The organism is Arthrobacter sp. PAMC25564, from assembly GCF_004798705.1.
In the GTDB taxonomy this organism is placed as follows: domain Bacteria; phylum Actinomycetota; class Actinomycetes; order Actinomycetales; family Micrococcaceae; genus Arthrobacter.
Genome location: NZ_CP039290.1, coordinates 1,497,326 through 1,515,146, shown reverse-complemented (window position 1 = coordinate 1,515,146; position 17,821 = coordinate 1,497,326). Strand labels below are relative to the sequence as shown.

The window sequence follows — 17,821 nt, the reverse complement described above, 5'->3', positions numbered from 1 at the left end:
TGGTGATGCTTGAACGATCGCTCAAGCGGTTCGTAGCGGCGGATGCCGGGGATGGGCTACCAGGGCAGCCGGCCGCTGCCGATCTGGTCCTGGAGGCTCCGGATCCAGCCGGTTTCCGCGCGCAATAGGGTCTGCTGGTACTCCATGTCGATCCAGTACTTGCGGTCGACGCCTTTCATCCGGGCCCGCTCCTCCGCCGCGGCCAGGAATTCCAGCTGCCCTTCCAGGCCTTTGAGACGCCGGTCAAGCAGTTCAACCACGACGCCGGCCGGCAGGTTGTACGCCTCGGAGACGGCCAGCGGAAAGGACGGGTACTCGTTGACGGGGTTGGCAAGCATGTCCTGCAGCCGCAGGGTCAGGGCTTCCCGGCCCGCCTCGGAGATCTCGTACGTGGTGCGTTCCGGGCGATTGCCCTCCCGATCCGTTCCGGTCGCGGAAACCAGCCCCTGCCCTTCCAGCCGGCCGACCGCGTGGTACAGCGTTCCCGGCCGGACTTTGACGAGCCGGTCTTCGTGCCGGGCCATAAGGAGCTGGTACATCTCGTACGGGTGCATGGGCCCTTCCACCAGCAGGGAGAGTGCGGCAACGCCCAGCGGTGTCAGCGGCGCGGCTGTGGCCATGGTGCGGGATCCTTCATGAGAGTGCGACTATTCCATGAGAACTATTCCATATGGAGTATTGGTGCGCAAAGCCCCCGGATGCCCCTCCGGGGCCTCCTCAGCCGAGCAGCGCCAGGATCTCCGTCCGGGCGAACATCTGCGCGGCGGCCCGGGCCGAGGGGGTGCCCGCGTCGGGGTCGGCGCCGGCGTCGAGCAGCTCGCGGGCGACGTCCGTGTAGCCCTTGAAGACGGCCCCGGCCAGGGGGGTCTGGCCCCGGTCGTTGGCGGCATTGGCGTCGCCGCCGTGCTGCAGGATCAGCCCGACCGTCTCCGGGTGGCCGTGGTAGGCCGCGAGCATGAGCAGGGAATCCCCTGCGGTATTGGTCAGGGTGGCCGGTGCCCCCGCCGTCAGGTAGCTGGCGAGCAGTGCGGAGTTTCCTTCACGCGCCGCGTCGAAGAGTGCGTGGGCCAAGGCCAGCGTCTCATCGTCCGGGGCGCCGGCCGTGCCGGGTGTGGTGTCCTGCTTGCTCAATGGGTCCCCCTCAGGAATCCGGTCCGGCGCCCCACGACCTGGCCGGCGTCGGGAGCCACAATGACTTCCTGGGCCGCGGTGTAGGGCTCTTCGCCGTCAAGGACCGTCAGGACTTCATCCGGAGCGACGGACCGTTTGATGACGGCCAGGGCCACGGGGCCCATTTCGTAGTGCTGTGCCACCGAGGTGAGCGTGCCGACCTTACGGTCGCCGGCGCGGATCTCGCTGCCGACGGCGGGCATGGTGTGCTGGGAACCGTCGAGCTGCAGGAACACCAGCCGCCGGGGCGGATGGCCCAGGTTGTGGACGCGGGCGATGGTTTCCTGGCCCTTGTAGCAGCCCTTGTTCAGGTGGACGGCGGTGCGCAGCAGGTCGAGCTCGTGCGGGATGGTCCTCTCGTCGGTTTCGGCGCCCCATCTGGGCCGCCACGCCGCAATGCGCAGCGCCTCGGCTGCCCAGACGCCCGCCAGCGGCCGGTCGTCCACTGTCGCTTCGAGTTCCGCTGCCGGAACCAGGTATTCGAACCACGGCCGTTCCAGGCCGGGGTGGGAGTCCTCGCCCACGACGGCGTAGGAGTAGCCTCCCGCACCGACGTGCGGCCAGGGGTCTTCCCAGACCCGCAGCGCCGACCATTCCGGGACCCGCCTGGTGGAGCCGAGCACGGCCCAGTCCGCCGAAACATCGGCGATCTCGACCCGGAGCATGAACTTCATCCTGGTCAGCCACTCGGTCAGCGGCGCGGCCTCGGCGGCTTCCACGATCAGCCAGGTGGTCCCGCCGTCGTCCACCACCCGCGCGTCGAACTCAATCCGGCCCTGCACGCTGAGCAGCAGCAGTTCGCTGGACTGGCCCGGGGCAAGGTTCGTCAGCTGCTGGGAGGACAGCGTATTGAGCCAGCTCAGCCGGTCCGGCCCGCTGACGGTGACGACGCCCCGGCAGGACAGATCGACGACGGCGGTGCCGGCGGCCAGCGCCCGCTGCTCGCGCAACGGCTCGCCATAGTGGGATGCGACGCCGGCGTCAGCGCCGCCGGCCTCGACGGCGGCCGGGCGCGACAACAGGGGGCTCTTGGTAGTCATATCTAGTAGAAGTCCTCGAGGCTTAGCGGTATTCCGGATTTTCGAAGTCGAAGCGGGTGCCCGCCTTCCAGGCCCCGGGAAGGTTGCCGTAGGCGGGAATGCCGCCGGCGTCCTTGAGCATCCGGGCGAGGTGCAGCAGGTTCCAGGTCATGAAGGTGGTATTGCGGTTGGTGAAGTCGCTTTCCGGACCGCCCGAGCCTTCGTCGAGGTAGCTCGGTCCGGGACCCACCGGGCCGATCCAGCCGGCGTCGGCCTGTGGCGGAATGGTGAAGCCGATGTGCTGGAGGCTGTAGAGGACATTCATGGCGCAGTGTTTGATGCCGTCCTCATTGCCGGTGATCAGGCAGCCTCCGGCCTTGGGGTAGTAGGCCCACTGGCCCTTGGCGTTCAGCTGCCCGGAGTGGGCGTAGAGGCGCTCGATCAGCTTCTTGGTCTGCGAGGAGTTGTCGCCCAGCCAGATGGGTCCGGCGACGATCACGATGTCCGCTTCCTGGACGGCGGGATACAGTTCGGGCCACTCGTCCGTTTCCCAGCCGTGCTCGCGCATGTCCGGGTAGACTCCGCTGGCGATATCGTGGTCCACGGTCCGGATGACGCGGGTGGTGACACCCTGCTTCGCCATGATCCGCCGGCTGACCTCGATCAGGCCCTCGGTATTGGACCGCTCCGGGGACTTCTTGAGGGTGCCGTTGAAGTAGACGGCCTTGAGATCGCTGTAATCCCGGCTGTTGCCGTTCACTGCACTGTTCACTGTGTTGCTCCCTGCACTCGCCGCGGACAACGGAAAAACCAGTGAGGCCCCTGATGCCAGCCGGTGGGCTGGTCAGCTTACTTTCTTGAGGATGGCGGAGGCATGGGCCTCCAGGCCGCCGCCCGGCGTCGTGCCCTTGCCGGCAGCGACATCCCAGCGCCAGAGCAGGTTCCCCTCGACGAGCCCGAAGATCCGGGTGGCCGCCGCGTATTCCTTCGAGTGGCTCCCGCGCATCACCATGTCGGTGCTGAGCTGGATCTGGGGGCCCTTGATCTGGCCGTAGTACAGCTCGGAGATTCCTCCGGGGTGCGCGATGGACACCGAGATATCGAAGCCGCCGTCTTTGTTACGGAGGGCTTCGACTTCGTCGGCGCTCTTGAGCACGGGCACGATGTCAGCCGGAATAAGCCCCGGCCCGCCGTCCTCTTCCCGCTGCTTGCGTTCCAGTGCCCAGAAGCCGGTCTCGACGGTCAGCGGACGGAGCTTGGTGCCTTCGTCGTCGACCAGCCAGCTTTCGGCGCGGTACTGCAGGTACGGCAGGCCGTTATGGGTGAAGGAGACGTGTTGCAGGAAATGCTCAGAATCCTCTTCCCCGGCCCCCAGCCGGCCACGGCCCTCCCACTCACCAATGAGCCAGGACAACGGGACAAGTTCGGGTGTCAGATCAGTAGGAATTTCAATCGGCACAGCAGCTACCTCTGGAAACTACAGGTTCAGGACGGGTGCTTACTTCTGGCTGTTTACTTCTGGCCCTTGAAGAGGCGGTAGACCACAAAGCCGGCAAACCAGGCCATGGAAAGGCTCGCAACGCCGAGCAGGACGAGGAAGAAGATTTCATATGCAAGTACGGACATGATGCCATCCTAACGCGTTAGTAGATAAGTAGTTTGTCTATGAAGTAGGCCAGCGAACCGACGGCCGAGACCGGCCCCAACCCCATCCCCAGGGCCGCGGCGAGGGTCAGCGGTTCGTCGCGCAGGACCACCAGGCGGCGGAAACTCACCAGCACGGACCCCACCACAATACCCACGACGGCGGCCGGGATCACGGCGATGTCGGAGAACACCAGGCCCGCCAGCGGGCCTGCCAGCCCGGCACCGGCAATGCCCAGCGGCGCCACCACCCGGTCCGGCCAGCGGATCAGCCCGGCCAGCAGGGCGATGGCGGCGCTGACGGCGGCCACCAGGAACATTTCCCGGACCCCGTTGAAGCGGGAGCAGGCTATCCAGCCGGCCCCCAGGCAGGACAGCAGCACGCCGGCGCAGGACCCCAGGGTCGACTCGAGCCGTTGTGCCTGGCCGGTTCCGCGGAGCAACTGCATGACGAAGACGGCCATCACTCCGACCGCCATGAACGAGGGGGTCCAGTCCAGGAAGCCCGGAGCCGGAAGGTAGGTGGCGGCCACCGCGGAACCCACCCCGGGCAGGCCGATCAGCACGGCGAGGGTCTTCTTGGCCGGGATTCCGAGGAAGTGCGGCCAACCGATGCCGATGCCGACGGCGGTGAGCACCGCGACGGCCAGCAGGACAAGGGGCGAAGAGTAGGCGCCTGCGACCACGGCGGCGAGCCCGGCCAGGCCGATGATTCCGATCCTCCAGGACTTCACTGCTTACCCGCCATCAATGCGTACCTTCGCTCACTGCGGACCCCAATTCGACTTGGCTCATCATCACCAGGGCCGCGGGGCCCTGACGGATCAATCCTGCCCTATGTGACCGTTTTGTGTCGCAAAGGGTGCAGCCGCCGGTGACGGGACAGTGTCCGGAAAGCGGCATTTGGGTATACTCGGACTCAGCTACGAGTCCGGCTTCGGCTTTCTTGTTTCGGCTTTCTTATAGCGGCGTTGACCGGCGACCTGCCGGCCGCCCGCTACGAAACCCGGGAACCGTCGAAGGACACCAGTATCGGCCGGTGAGAGCCCGGTTCAGACGCCCAACGATGCGCGGACACCCTTTGGAGGAACCATGTCGCACATCCTGCTACTAACGAACAGCACCGGATCATCGGTGGACGTTCTGCCCGCACTGGAACTGCTGAACCACCGCGTGCACATCCTGCCCGCCGAGCCCACGGCCCTGCTGGATACCGACCCCTGCGACATCGTGCTGCTTGACGCCCGCAAGGATCTGGTCGGCGCCCGTTCGCTCACCCAACTGCTTAAGGCCACCGGCCTGAGCGCCCCGCTGATGCTGATCCTCACGGAAGGCGGCATGGCCGCCGTCTCCTCGGCCTGGGCCGTGGACGACATTCTCCTGGAGTCCGCCGGCCCGGCGGAGGTCGAAGCCCGCATCCGGCTCGGCGTCGCGCGGGCCGTACCGGACCAGGATGATGCCCCGACGGAGATCCGTGCCGCCGGCGTCGTGATCGATGAGGCCAGCTACACGGCCCGGGTCAACGGCGCCCCCCTGAACCTGACGTTCAAGGAATTCGAACTGCTGAAGTACCTGGCCCAGCACCCGGGCCGTGTCTTCACCCGCCAGCAGTTGCTGACCGAGGTGTGGGGCTACGACTATTACGGCGGCACGCGCACCGTGGACGTCCATGTGCGGCGGCTGCGGGCCAAGCTCGGCGCCGACCACGAGAACCTGATCAGCACGGTGCGCAACGTCGGCTACCGGCTGACCCTGGTCCGCCAGCCGGAGGAAGAACTGACCGAGGCCTGACCGCCGGACCCCAGGGCCACAGGAACAGCCCATGCACGCCGAAAGCCCCGGACTCAGGAGTCCGGGGCTTTCGTGTTGCATCTTGCTGCAGTGGAGGACATACGGGTCGAACGTATCGAGGCCACCCCAGTGGTGGATCCCCCTCGTATCCTGCCCGACGGGTTTAACCCGCAAGGCCGGATGAGATATCGACTATACGTCCCCGTTCCGAAACCTTCAAATCCGCTCCGGATCCGGGCCTGGCGTATAGCCTTGCACCATGAGTCCTGCGCATCCGGAGAACTGGCCTGTCCTCGCCACCAAAGGAGCCGTGGCGGAACAGCTGCTGAAGGACGTCCAAGCCCTCGCGGCCGCCGCCGAGGAATCCGACGGGAACCCGCCGCTGTCCGAGCAGACCCTCGTGACGCTCCGGGCCGCCGACGCCGGTGACCATTCCCTGCTGACGCTGGCCCTCTACTCCCCGGAGGACAAGTCCGGCCCCGCGGCGGCACCGGCGGCCCAGGACCTCGCGGGCGTCGCCGTCGTCGTCGAGGAACCGGACGGCACGGGCGTGCTGGAGGTCGCCGTCCACCCGAGCTACCGCAACCAGGGCGTGGCGGACCGGCTGGTGCGCGAACTCCGGGACACCCGCGGCTTCGCGGGCCTCAAGGCGTGGTCCCATGGCAATCACGAGGCCGCGGCGGAACTTGCCGCACGGTACGGCTACGGCGCTGTGCGCGAGCTGTGGAAGATGCGGCTGGCCACGGCGGCGGCGGAACAGCCCGATGTCGTGCTACCTGATGTCGCCCTGCCGGACGGTGTGACGCTGCGGGCCTTCGTGCCGGGCCAGGACGAGGACGCTTGGCTTGCCGCCAACAAAGCCGCCTTCGCCCACCATCCGGAACAGGGCAACATGACGCGTGCCGACCTGGACGCCAGGATGGCCGAGCCATGGTTTGAGCCCGCCGGTTTCCTGCTCGCCGTGGACGGCACGGGCCGGCTCCTCGGGTTCCACTGGACCAAGGTGCACCCCCGGCACGGCGACCACCCCGCGATCGGCGAGGTCTACGTCGTCGGCGTCACCCCGGCGGCGCAGGGCACCGGACTGGGCAAGGCACTGACCGTCGCCGGCATCAGATACCTGGAGGGACAGGGCCTGCACGCCGTCATGCTCTACGTCGACGCGGACAATATTCCGGCCGTCTCGCTGTACCGGCGGCTTGGCTTCACCCGCTGGGACGTTGACGTGATGTACGCGCCGTTGGCCGGGCGCTGACCGGACGTTAATCGGCCGGAGAATCCACCCGACGGACGGCCCTGCGCTACCGGCCGGAACCTGGGCTCGCCACGCGGTGATTGCTTGTATGGTTGAAACTAAATCGCGCCGGCATTAGGAGAGATCATGCAACGGGACACTGCCCGGACAGCCACGTCGGAACCCGCGACGCCGGAAACGGCCACATCGGAACCCGCCGCGCCGGAAACGGCCGCCCTTCCGGTGCGGGCACGTTTCGGTTCCTCCGAAGTGCCCGCCTCGCGCGCCACCCAGGACCGGATCGATATCCCCGAGTTCGCGCCCAACCTGGAACCGGAGGGCGAAATCGGCCCGGACCGGTTCCTGGACCGGGAGCTGAGCTGGCTCGCCTTCAACTCCCGCGTCCTGGAACTGGCCGAGGATCCGGACCTGTACCTGCTGGAGCGGGTCAGCTTCCTGTCCATCTTCGCCTCCAACCTGGACGAGTTCTTTATGGTCCGTGTCGCCGGGCTGAAGCGCCGGATCGCCACCGGACTCGCCGTGCCCTCCCCCGCCGGGCTGAGCCCCATGCAGGTCCTGGAACAGATCGGCGATGCCGCCCACCGGCTGCAGCAGCGCCATGCCCGGGTCTACGCGGAACAGATCCGTCCGGCCCTGGCCAACGAACACATCCACCTCGTGCACTGGGGTGAGCTGGATTCGCAGGCCAAGGACCAGCTCAGCGCCATGTTCGCCGAGAAGGTCTTCCCGATCCTCACGCCGCTGGCCGTGGACCCGGCCCACCCCTTCCCCTACATTTCCGGGCTGTCCCTGAACCTGGCCGTGGTGGTCCGCAACCCGGTCAGCGACAAGGAACTCTTCGCACGCCTCAAGGTCCCGGACCAGCTGCCCCGGCTGATCTCCATCGATGGCCCCCGCGCCGGCTCGATTCCGGGCCGGGTGGCGCGGTTCATCGCGCTCGAGGAAGTCATCGCCGAGCACCTGGACCAGCTGTTCGCCGGGATGGAGGTCCTCGAGCACCACACCTTCCGCGTCACCCGCAACGAGGACGTCGAAGTGGAAGAGGACGACGCCGAGAACCTGCTGCAGGCGCTGGAAAAGGAACTCCTGCGCCGCCGCTTCGGTCCGCCCGTGCGGCTCGAACTCACCAACGACATCAACCCCAACATCCGGGCGCTGCTGATCCGCGAGCTCGGCGTCGAGGAATCCGAGGTCTACACCATGCCGGCGCCGCTGGACCTGCGCGGGCTCTCGGTCATCTCCGGGATCGACCGGGCGGACCTGCACTATCCCAAGCATGTCCCGCACACCTCGCGGTACCTGAACGAGTCGGAAACCTCCAAGCCGGCCAATGTCTTCGCGGCCATGCGCCGGCGGGACATCCTGCTGCACCACCCCTACGATTCCTTCTCCACCTCGGTCCAGGCGTTTTTGGAACAGGCGGCCTCCGACCCCAAGGTCCAGGCCATCAAGCAGACCCTCTACCGCACCTCCGGCGACTCCCCGATCGTCGATGCCCTGATCGATGCCGCCGAGGCCGGCAAGCAGGTCCTGGCGCTCGTGGAGATCAAGGCCCGCTTCGATGAACAGGCCAACATCTCCTGGGCCCGGAAGCTGGAGCAGGCCGGCGTGCACGTGGTCTACGGCATCGTGGGCCTCAAGACCCACTGCAAGCTGTCCCTCGTGGTGCGCCAGGAGGTGGACGGACTGCGCCGCTACTGCCACATCGGCACCGGGAATTACCACCCGCGCACGGCCCGCTACTACGAAGACCTGGGCCTGCTCACGGCCAACGAGCAGGTGGGCGAGGACCTTTCAAAGCTCTTCAACCAGCTCTCCGGCTACGCACCGAAGTCCACCTTCAAGCGGCTCCTCGTGGCCCCGCGCTCGGTCCGGTCCGGCCTCATTGACCGGATCGAGGCGGAAATCCGCAACGCCCGGGCCGGCCTGGGCGCCCGCGTCCAGATCAAGGTCAACTCGATGGTGGATGAAGCCATCATCGATTCGCTCTACCGGGCCTCCCAGGCCGGTGTACCGGTGGACATCATTGTCCGCGGGATCTGCTCGCTGCGCCCGGGAGTTCCCGGCCTCAGCGAAAACATCACGGTCCGCTCCGTCCTGGGCAGGTTCCTGGAACACTCACGCGTTTTCGCCTTCGCCAACGGCGGGGACCCGGTGGTCTACATCGGCTCGGCCGACATGATGCACCGCAACCTGGACCGCCGGGTGGAGGCCCTCGTGCAGCTCACCAGCGGGGATGACACGAGCTACGTCATGGACCTGCTGCGCCGGTACATGGACCCGGGCACGGCCAGCTGGCACCTGGACCGCCACGGCGAATGGAGCCGCCACCACCTCGCCGAAGACGGCCGGAACCTTGAAGATGTGCAGTCCTGGCTGCTCGCTTCCCGCTCCCGGCAACGCACCACAGGTCTGCGCTAGGGGCCCTGTCATTGAGTAGTAATGTGAGTGGCGATGTAAGCGCCGATGTGAGCAGCGATTCGCTGGTCGCGGACCAGAGCGACCATGCCGGCGAAGCGATAGCCGTCACCGCGGCCGGCGCCGTGCCATGGCGCATCAGCCCGGCGGACAAGGACAAGCTCGAAGTCCTGCTGATCCACCGCCCCCGGTATGACGACTGGTCCTGGCCCAAGGGCAAGATCGATCCCGGCGAGACCATTCCCGAGTGCGCCACCCGCGAGGTGGAAGAGGAAATCGGGCTCAAGGCGCCACTGGGCATCCCGCTGCCGCCGATCCACTACCACGTTCCCGCCGGACTGAAGGTGGTCCACTACTGGGCCGTCGACGTCGACGGCGCCCCGCTCCTGCCGGACGGCAAGGAAGTGGACAGCGTCATGTGGTGTTCGCCGGAGAAGGCGGCCGGCCTGCTAAGCAACCCGGGCGACGTCGGCCCCCTGGACCACCTTGTCGCCGCACATGCCCGGGGCGAACTGGACACCTGGCCACTGCTGATCGTGCGCCATGCCAAGGCGAAACCACGGTCCTCCTGGACGAAGGCCGAAGGGGACCGCCCGCTCGCGGCCACCGGCATGCGGCAGGCGCAGGCAGTCGGACGGCTGCTGCAGAGCTGGAAACCCGGCCGCATCGTCTCGAGCCCGTGGCTACGGTGCGTGGCCACCATTGCCCCGTACGCCAAGGCGACGGATGCCAAGGTGAAGCTGAACGAGGCCCTCACCGAGCACCGGCACGCCCGCCACCCGCACAAGACGGCCGGCGCCGTCGAAGCACTGTTCGACAAGCGGCGGGCAGTGGCGGTCTGCACGCACCGTCCGGCGCTGCCCACCATCCTGGCGCAGCTCGGCAAACACATGAGCCCCAGGCTCCGGACACTGCTGCCTTCCAGCGACCCGTACCTGGCGCCGGGCGAGATCATCGTGTGCCATGTGGCGCACTCCAGCAAGAGCAAAGTCGTGGCCGTCGAGCGGTTCAAGCCGTTCGACGACTGAAGTCCTTAACACGGTCCCGGCTTTTGGGGCACCTCAGTAGACTGGGAGCGTGAGCATTCCAACGCCCTATGAAGACCTGCTGCGTGATGTCCTGGACCACGGCACGCACAAATCGGACCGCACCGGGACCGGTACCACCAGCGTGTTCGGCCGCCAGCTGCGCTTTGACCTGGGCCGGGGCTTCCCCCTGGTCACCACCAAGCGCGTCCATTTCAAGTCCGTTGCGGTGGAACTCCTCTGGTTCCTGCGCGGGGACTCGAATGTGAAATGGATGCAGGACCAGGGCGTCACGATCTGGAACGAATGGGCCGACGCAGAGGGTGAACTCGGTCCCGTCTACGGGGTCCAGTGGCGTTCCTGGCCCACCCCCGAGGGCGGCCACATCGACCAGATCGCCGAATTGGTCGAAAACCTGAAGACCAATCCGGACTCGCGCCGCCACATCGTCTCGGCCTGGAACGTCGCCGAGCTCAAGAACATGGCATTGCCCCCGTGCCATGCCTTCTTCCAGTTCTACGTTGCCGACGGCAAACTCTCCTGCCAGCTGTACCAGCGGTCGGCGGACACCTTCCTGGGCGTTCCGTTCAACATCGCGTCCTACGCCCTGCTGACCTGCATGCTGGCCCAGCAGACCGGCCTGGAACCCGGCGAATTCGTCTGGACAGGCGGCGACGTCCACATCTACGACAACCACATGGACCAGGTCCTCAAACAGCTGGCCCGCGAACCCTACGACTACCCGCGGCTGTTGATCACCCGCAAGCCGGACTCCATCTTCGACTACACCCTCGATGACTTCGAAGTGGTCGGATACCAGCACCACCCGACGATTAAGGCCCCGATAGCCGTATGAGCAACCACGAAAACCCGCAGCAGGATTCACAGACCACGCCCTTCACCGAGGACCTGGCAGCCTCCCTCGCCGGTCTCGGCGTGATCTGGGCCCAGTCCAACACGGGCGTCATCGGCAAGGATGGCGGCTTGCCGTGGCACCTGCCCGAGGACATGAAGCATTTTGCCCGGCTCACGACCGGCCACCCGGTCATCATGGGCCGGAAGACCTGGGAATCCTTCCCGGAAAAGTACCGTCCCCTCCCCGGCCGGACCAACATCGTCATCACCCGCCAGGAAGGCTGGGGCGGCACGCCCGCCGCAGAGGGCGCCGTCGCGGTGAAGTCCCTTGACGACGCGCTGCTGGAGTCGCAGTTCGCGCCCGGCCACGGGATGGTCTGGATCATCGGCGGCGGTGACATCTTCGCGCAGTCCATGGACCTCGCCGACGTCGCCGTGGTCACCACTGTCGACACCACCACCGAAGGCGACACCTTCGCCCCGGAACTCGGCTACGACTGGACCACCGGCGCGCGCCTGCCCTCCGACGGCTGGCTGACCTCCGGCGACGGCACCCGCTACCGCATCACCCAGTGGCGCCGGACCAAGGGCTAGGAATGCTGAAGAAACCCGAGACACTCTTCGTCCTTGGCTACATGCTCCTGCCCCTGCTGGCCCTGCTCTCCGCGGTTGTGGGGCTCACCATGATCCTGGGCGGCAACAAAATCGTCGGCGCGATTGTCCTCGTCGTGGTGACCCAGGTCTTCACCTTCGGGGCCGTCTTTGCGCTCCGCAGGCGGAAATCCGCGCTTCTGGCAGAGACCGGCGCAGGGCCGGGCGGCAAGCAGCTCCCGTAGCCGTACGCCGGCCGGGCAGCCGCCGTCGTAACCGACTGCGTGACCCGGCGCTGCAAAGTCTAAACTGGCCCAATGACTACAGCAGCTACTCCGTCCGTTGGACTGGTCGGTTGGCGTGGCATGGTCGGTTCCGTCCTGATGCAGCGCATGCAGGACGAGGGCGACTTCGCCAACATCAACCCCGTATTTTTCTCCACCTCGAACGCGGGAGGTGCCGCCCCTTCATTTGCAGAAGGGGCAGGCAAGCTTGAGGACGCGTTCGACGTCGATGCCCTGGCGAAGCTGCCTATCATTGTCACCGCCCAGGGCGGCGACTACACCAAGCAGGTCCACGGCGAGCTGCGCGGCCGCGGCTGGGACGGGCTCTGGATCGATGCCGCCTCCACCCTGCGGATGAACGACGACTCCATCATCGTGCTGGACCCGATCAACCGCGACGTCATCGACGCCGGCCTCTCCGGCGGCGTCAAGGACTACATCGGCGGTAACTGCACGGTCTCCTGCATGCTGATGGGCCTCGGCGGACTGTTCAAGAACGGCCTCGTCGAGTGGGGCACCTCGATGACCTACCAGGCAGCCTCCGGCGGCGGAGCCCGCCACATGCGCGAGCTCCTGAGCCAGTTCGGCACGCTCAACGCCGAGGTCAGCACCGAGCTGGAGGACCCGGCATCGGCCATCCTGGAGATCGACCGCAAGGTCCTGGCGCACCAGCGCACCGACATCGACGCGAGCCAGTTCGGCGTGCCGCTGGCCGGCTCGCTGATCCCGTGGATCGACGCGGATCTGGGCAACGGCCAGTCCAAGGAAGAGTGGAAGGCCGGGGTGGAGACCAACAAGATCCTTGGCACCTCCGGGGCTGAGCACATCATCATGGACGGCCTGTGCATCCGGATCGGCGCCATGCGCTCGCATTCGCAGGCGCTCACGCTCAAGCTCCGCGAGGACCTCCCCGTGGCCGAGATCGAGGAACTGCTGGCCGGGGACAACGAGTGGGCCAAGGTCGTGCCCAACACCAAGGATGCCTCGATGGCGGACCTCACCCCGGTGGCGGCCTCCGGCACCCTGGACATCCCGGTCGGGCGCATCCGGAAGCTGGAGATGGGTCCGCAGTACATCAGCGCGTTCACGGTCGGCGACCAGCTGCTCTGGGGCGCTGCCGAACCGCTGCGCCGCATGTTGAACATCGCCACGGGCACTCTCTAGGGCTTTCCGGAGCCCAGGAACCTCCGGTATTTCGCGGCCTGCAGCCCAAAGGACTTTTGGGCTGCAGGCCGCAGTCCGTTGACCCCGTCAAAGGGTTCGGGTACGACGTCGGCGCCCCGGCCGGTTCCGGGCCCCGCCCAGGTGCCGACTACTTCGCCGCCGGCGACGATGGTCTTCCTGAACATCCCGTTGCCGCCGGGCACGATCTTGTCGGCGTGCCGGGCGGGCAGCACGAGGGACCTGTCGGTGTAGCCCAGCAGGAACTCGTCGAAGCCCGGCAGGGCCAGCACCGAGCGCGCACCGGGCACGCCGTGGTCGAGCAGTGCCGCCGTGGCCGGCGAAAGCCAGTAGCCGGTCCCTTCGAACTCGAGCCCGACCAGTTCGTGCCGCACCCCGGCCAGGGCCGTCCGGACTTCGGTCAGCGGGATGCCGGACCACCAGGCAAAATCACGTTCCGTCGCCGGCCCGTGGCTGCGCAGGTACCGCAGCAGCAGCTCGGCAATGCCCTCCTCGCGGTCCAGTTCGCGCGATTCGGGGATCCACTCGCCAAAGGCCACGACAAGCTGCTGCCTGCCCCGGAGCGGGCCCTGCACGAGCCAGCCGCGCTGGCAGAGCATCGACAGCAGGTGGATCCCGCGCTGGCCTGCCGTGGGTTGCCCGGCCGCCTGGAAGGCCTGGAACAGTTCCTCCCGGGTGGCTGCTCCCCCGCCGGAGACCAGCCGCAGCGCCGCCCCTCGGGCCGCCTGGACGTCCCCGGAGGTGATGCCGAGCTCCCGGTGGCGTCCTGCCATGCCCCGGATCATTCGCCCGGACGTCAGGGCCAGCATCCAGCGCAGGTCTTCGGGGGCGAGCAGGTGCAGCGTGCCGCGCATCGGCCAGGAACGGACAATTTCGGCCCGGTCCAGCGCCGAACGGACGTCCTCGATCCCGGAACCCGGTACCCGCTGGCCGACGGCCCACAGGGCGGCCTGGAGGTCCTGTGCCTGCATCGCTGTCATCCACCGCACGGCGTCGGGGACGGTCCCCAGGCCCGGCCCCACCAGTCCCTGCGAGGCAAGCCGGAGCCGGCCCATGATGCCGCGGCTGAGCCGGGGGCGCGCTGCTCCTGCCATGGACCCATGGTAGGGCCGGGGGCCGGCAACCGTATGCTCCTGCTCGCGCACCGGATGTTCACAGCCGCCGTCCAGCGGACCTCTCTACCCTTGTGACATGACCATGAGTGAGATGTGGCCGCGGCTGCGGCCCCTGTGCCGGAAGCTGGCCCTGCTGGGCTGGGCCTCCAGCGCTGCCGGCATGGCCGCCGGGCTCGCCATCGCCATCGCGAGCGGCACCCGACTCTCCCCCATGATGAGTACCCTGCAACTGGTCGCAGGGGTATGCATGGCCGTGTCCATGGCGAGCTTCGTCACGGCGGCCGCGCTCCAGCCCCGCGCCGCGGTGCGGTCCGGGGCCGGGCTGCCGGATGATCTCCGCCTTGAGGCCGGCGGCGAGTTCCCGGCGACGGTGCAGAGTTTCCTGCTCGGAGCGCTGGCGCTGCTGGCCGGGGCCGTAGCCTTTGCGTGCGCCGGGCTGGTGCTGCAGAGCGGGCCCAGCGCCCAGTCAGTGGCGTTCTGCCAGGTCTTCCTGCTGGGGGCGGCCGCGTCCGGCTTCACCTTCATGCTGTTCAGCAAGCTCGCCCCGCGCAGCGGCAGGAACCAGGCAGCGGCAGGAACCGGGCCGGCGCAGAAACCAGGCAGGTTCCGCTAGAGCTCGACGCCGATCAGCAGCGGCTCCGGGTGCAGTTCGATCCCAAAGCGTTCGACGACGCCACGGCGCACCTCGCGCGCAATCGCCAGCAGGTCCGCCGTGCTCGCACCGCCCCGGTTGGTGATGGCGAGGCTGTGCTTGGTGGACAGCGAGGCCCGTCCGCCGGACACGCTGTCCGGCTCGAGCCCGAAACCCTTGCCGAAGCCGGACATCTCGATCAGCCACGCCGCCGAGAGCTTCGTCAGCCCGTCCGTGCCGGCCGGATACCGGGGGGCGCCCTCCGGAAGCCCGTCCGCGACGTCGGAAGGCACAATCGGGTTGGTGAAGAAGGATCCCGTGGAATAAGTATCCCGGTCCGCCGGGTCCCACACCATGCCCTTGGACGCGCGGAGCCGGAGCACTTCGCGCCGGACGTCGTTGGAATAGGCCCGCTGGCCCGGTTCCACGCCCAGTGACCGGGCCAGTTCGGCGTAGCGGACCGGAGCGCTCATCCGGCCCAGCGGAAGCTGGAACTCGACGGTGAGCACCACGTAGCGCGGGGAGCCGTTGACGGTGTTCTGCTTCAGCACCGAGTCCCGGTAGCCGAACTTCAGCTCCGAGTTCGTGAATGTCTGCACGGCGTTGCGTTCCCGGTCCCAGGTGCGGACGGCGGCGATGGTCTGGGAGACGTCGGATCCGTAGGCGCCGACGTTCTGCACCGGGGTGGCCCCGGTGGCGCCCGGGATCCCGGAGAGCGCCTCGATGCCGGACCAGGCGTGCCGCACCGCGTGTTCCACGAAGTCGTCCCAGTTGTGCCCGGCCTGCACCGCGACGGCCACCCCGCCGCAGGAGTCCTCCGCGTTGACGGTGAACCCCTCGGAGGCGATCCTCAGCACGGTACCGGGGAACCCGTCGTCGGACACCATCAGGTTGGAGCCGCCGCCGATGATCAGCAGCGGCTCGCCGGCGGCGTCGGCCGAACGGACGGCGTCGATGATCCCGGCCTCGGTGCGGGCCTCGAGGTAGCTGCCGGCGGGGCCGCCGACGGCGGCAGTGGTCAGGGCGGAAAGCAGGGTCTGGGTCACCTGACCAGCCTAGCCGGGATCGCGCACGCCTCCCTATTAAGCGGACTCTGCGGAGCCGGCAGCCGTCAGGCGGGCTTGCGGGCCACCGGGGAGAGCAGGAAGCTGGCCACCAGCATCACCATGACGGCCAGCAGCGAGTGCAGGATGCCCACATGTTCCGCCAGCAGGCCCAGCAACGGCGGCCCGCAGAGGAACGCACCGTAGCCGATCGTGGAGACCACGGAAACGCGTGCGGCGGCCTTCGCGGGATCGTCAGCGGCGGCGGACATGCCCACCGGGAACCCCAGCGACGCGCCAAGGCCCCAGACGGCGAGGGCAACATAGGCCAGCCACGGAACGGGGGCGAAGACGAACAGGCCCAGGCCCAGGACCGCGAAGGCGGCGCACCAGCGCAGCATGGGAACGCGGCCGAAGCGGTCCAGCAGCACGGTTCCGGCGAAGCGGCCCACCGTCATGAACGTGACGAAGAGCCCGTAGCCTGCGGCCCCGGCGGCTTCAGTCTGGCCATGGCCGTCCGCGAGCGCGAGTGCCACCCAGTCCCCGGCCGCGCCTTCGGCCAGGGCAAGCCCGAGCACCAGCACCCCGAGCAGCAGGGTCCGGCGGTCACGCCAGGCCTGGGCGATCTGGCGCTTGTTGTCCAGCGGTTCTTCCGGCTTCCCGGTCTCGGGCCGGATGATGGGCAGCGGGCCGGTGGAAGGGTCCTCAAAGGTATCGGGTTTGGCCGGTGTGAAGCCCTGCTCCCGCAGCGGCGTGATGTCGGCGCGGAACCAGCGGGCGGCCGTGGCCACCGAGCCGGCCACGAGCGCGCCCACCACCGCGAGATGCCAGAAGACCGGGATCCCGGTACCGGCGGCCCAGGCGCCCAGCCCGGCTCCCGCGACGGTGCCGATGCTGAAGGCACCGTGCAGCCTGGGCATGATGTGCCGGCGCACGGCCCGTTCCACCGCGGCGCCCTCCATGTTGGAGGCGGTGTTCCAGCTGGCGGTGCCCAGGCCGATGACGGCCAGGCCCGCGGCGACCGCCAGCGGGTTCGCCAGGACCGAGGTGCCGAAGCCGGCCAGGACCAGTCCGCAACCGACCATGATGCTGCCGATCCGGATGGTCCGCAGGGAGCCGAAGCGCAGCACGATCAGGCCGGAGACGGAGACCGAGATGAAGGAGCCCACGGTCATGCAGAGCAGCAGCAGTCCGACGGTGCCCGGGGTGAGGTCGAGTCCGTTGCGGATGGCCGGCAGCCGGGACACCCAGCTGGCGAACGCAAGGCCGCTGAACGCGTAGGCGGCCACCACGGCGTTGCGCCAGGCCGTGACCTCGGCGCTCTGGACAGCGCGTCCGCTCACTGCAGGCCCATGGCGCTCAGCCCAGCCTGACGACGGCCTGGGCCTTCACCAGGACCTTCTGGCCCCCGGCAACGACGGTGAGGTCAACCCGGGCCGTACCTGCCTCGGCGTCGAGCGCTCCGATGGCGCCGCTGACCTCGATCACGGCGCCGGGTTCCAGGGTTCCCGTGGTGTCGGCCACCGGGACGGGCTTGGTGAAGCGGGTCTGGAAGTCGACGACGGCGGCAGGGTCGCCCGCCCAGTCGGTCACCAGCTGGACGGCCGCCCCCATGGTGAACATGCCGTGCGCGATAACGCCCGGCAGTCCCACGCCGGTCGCGAAGGCCTCGTTCCAATGGATGGGGTTGAAGTCCCCGGATGCGCCGGCGTACTTCACCAGGTCCGTGCGGGTGACCTCGATGCTGCGGCTGCCGATGTCCTGGCCGACCGTGAGTTCTGCGATGTTGATGCTCATG

19 protein-coding genes are annotated in these 17,821 nt (G+C 68.0%); 9 read left to right on the top strand and 10 right to left on the bottom strand.

Going from position 1 to position 17,821, the window contains the following annotated elements; all coding sequences use genetic code 11:
* Positions 1–56: 56 nt before the first annotated feature.
* The 6 genes from E5206_RS06905 to E5206_RS06880 all read right to left on the bottom strand — a co-directional run bounded on the left by E5206_RS06905 (position 57) and on the right by E5206_RS06880 (position 4,567).
* The gene (locus E5206_RS06905) at positions 57–620 is read right to left on the bottom strand and encodes a PadR family transcriptional regulator (protein WP_136321854.1); all 564 of its coding nucleotides are present in this window, start codon (positions 618–620) and stop codon (positions 57–59) included.
* A 97-nt stretch (positions 621–717) separates the two neighbouring features.
* Entirely contained in the window at positions 718–1,131 is a 414-nt protein-coding gene (locus E5206_RS06900) for an ankyrin repeat domain-containing protein (RefSeq protein ID WP_136321853.1), read from the bottom strand.
* Complete coding sequence (locus E5206_RS06895; protein WP_136321852.1) at positions 1,128–2,210, bottom strand: folate-binding protein YgfZ; 1,083 nt, start codon at positions 2,208–2,210, stop codon at positions 1,128–1,130. The genes E5206_RS06900 and E5206_RS06895 overlap by 4 nt, the downstream gene beginning before the upstream one ends.
* Before the next feature lie 22 nt (positions 2,211–2,232).
* Positions 2,233–2,961 (bottom strand): flavodoxin family protein, encoded by a 729-nt coding sequence (locus E5206_RS06890; RefSeq protein ID WP_240690012.1) that lies wholly within the window; start codon positions 2,959–2,961, stop codon positions 2,233–2,235.
* A gap of 72 nt (positions 2,962–3,033) precedes the next feature.
* Positions 3,034–3,648, bottom strand: coding sequence for an FABP family protein (locus E5206_RS06885; protein ID WP_136321851.1), 615 nt, complete (start codon positions 3,646–3,648; stop codon positions 3,034–3,036).
* 184 nt (positions 3,649–3,832) lie between these two features.
* On the bottom strand, positions 3,833–4,567 hold the full coding sequence (locus E5206_RS06880) for a permease (protein ID WP_136321850.1): 735 nt from the start codon (positions 4,565–4,567) through the stop codon (positions 3,833–3,835).
* 358 nt (positions 4,568–4,925) lie between these two features.
* Here E5206_RS06880 and E5206_RS06875 point away from each other — a divergent pair, with 358 nt between their 5' ends.
* From E5206_RS06875 to asd, 8 genes are all read left to right on the top strand, one after another.
* On the top strand, positions 4,926–5,624 hold the full coding sequence (locus E5206_RS06875) for a response regulator transcription factor (protein WP_136321849.1): 699 nt from the start codon (positions 4,926–4,928) through the stop codon (positions 5,622–5,624).
* 259 nt (positions 5,625–5,883) lie between these two features.
* Complete coding sequence (mshD, locus tag E5206_RS06870; protein WP_136321848.1) at positions 5,884–6,879, top strand: mycothiol synthase; 996 nt, start codon at positions 5,884–5,886, stop codon at positions 6,877–6,879.
* Between the two features lie 126 nt (positions 6,880–7,005).
* Positions 7,006–9,300 carry an RNA degradosome polyphosphate kinase gene (locus E5206_RS06865; protein ID WP_240690010.1) on the top strand — a complete coding sequence of 765 codons (2,295 nt, stop codon included), beginning with the start codon at positions 7,006–7,008 and terminating at the stop codon, positions 9,298–9,300.
* Between the two features lie 47 nt (positions 9,301–9,347).
* Positions 9,348–10,325 (top strand): NUDIX hydrolase, encoded by a 978-nt coding sequence (locus E5206_RS06860; protein ID WP_136324001.1) that lies wholly within the window; start codon positions 9,348–9,350, stop codon positions 10,323–10,325.
* A gap of 49 nt (positions 10,326–10,374) precedes the next feature.
* Positions 10,375–11,178, top strand: a complete 804-nt coding sequence (locus E5206_RS06855; protein WP_136321847.1) for a thymidylate synthase — start codon at positions 10,375–10,377, stop codon at positions 11,176–11,178.
* Positions 11,175–11,771 carry a dihydrofolate reductase gene (locus tag E5206_RS06850; RefSeq protein ID WP_136321846.1) on the top strand — a complete coding sequence of 199 codons (597 nt, stop codon included), beginning with the start codon at positions 11,175–11,177 and terminating at the stop codon, positions 11,769–11,771. Before E5206_RS06855 ends, E5206_RS06850 begins: the two co-directional genes overlap by 4 nt.
* A gap of 2 nt (positions 11,772–11,773) precedes the next feature.
* Positions 11,774–12,013: an NF038396 family protein gene (locus E5206_RS06845; protein ID WP_136321845.1), complete on the top strand. Its 240-nt coding sequence runs from the start codon at positions 11,774–11,776 to the stop codon at positions 12,011–12,013.
* Positions 12,014–12,085: 72 nt separating this feature from the next.
* Positions 12,086–13,216 (top strand): aspartate-semialdehyde dehydrogenase, encoded by a 1,131-nt coding sequence (gene asd, locus E5206_RS06840; protein ID WP_136321844.1) that lies wholly within the window; start codon positions 12,086–12,088, stop codon positions 13,214–13,216.
* On the opposite strand, the gene E5206_RS06835 is transcribed toward asd, so the two are convergent.
* Positions 13,213–14,328, bottom strand: a complete 1,116-nt coding sequence (locus E5206_RS06835) for a winged helix DNA-binding domain-containing protein (RefSeq protein ID WP_136321843.1) — start codon at positions 14,326–14,328, stop codon at positions 13,213–13,215. The two genes, asd and E5206_RS06835, sit on opposite strands and share 4 nt — an antisense overlap.
* Positions 14,329–14,425: 97 nt before the next feature.
* On the opposite strand from E5206_RS06835, the gene E5206_RS06830 reads away from it, so the two are divergent.
* Positions 14,426–14,962, top strand: a complete 537-nt coding sequence (locus tag E5206_RS06830; RefSeq protein ID WP_240690008.1) for a hypothetical protein — start codon at positions 14,426–14,428, stop codon at positions 14,960–14,962.
* Here E5206_RS06830 and E5206_RS06825 read toward each other — a convergent pair.
* The 3 genes from E5206_RS06825 to E5206_RS06815 form a co-directional block, all read right to left on the bottom strand.
* Positions 14,959–16,026: a UDP-N-acetylmuramate dehydrogenase gene (locus E5206_RS06825; RefSeq protein WP_136321842.1), complete on the bottom strand. Its 1,068-nt coding sequence runs from the start codon at positions 16,024–16,026 to the stop codon at positions 14,959–14,961. The genes E5206_RS06830 and E5206_RS06825 overlap by 4 nt on opposite strands.
* A gap of 65 nt (positions 16,027–16,091) precedes the next feature.
* Positions 16,092–17,366, bottom strand: a complete 1,275-nt coding sequence (locus E5206_RS06820; protein ID WP_136321841.1) for an MFS transporter — start codon at positions 17,364–17,366, stop codon at positions 16,092–16,094.
* 16 nt (positions 17,367–17,382) lie between these two features.
* Entirely contained in the window at positions 17,383–17,820 is a 438-nt protein-coding gene (locus E5206_RS06815; RefSeq protein ID WP_136321840.1) for a MaoC family dehydratase, read from the bottom strand.
* Position 17,821: the final 1 nt, after the last annotated feature.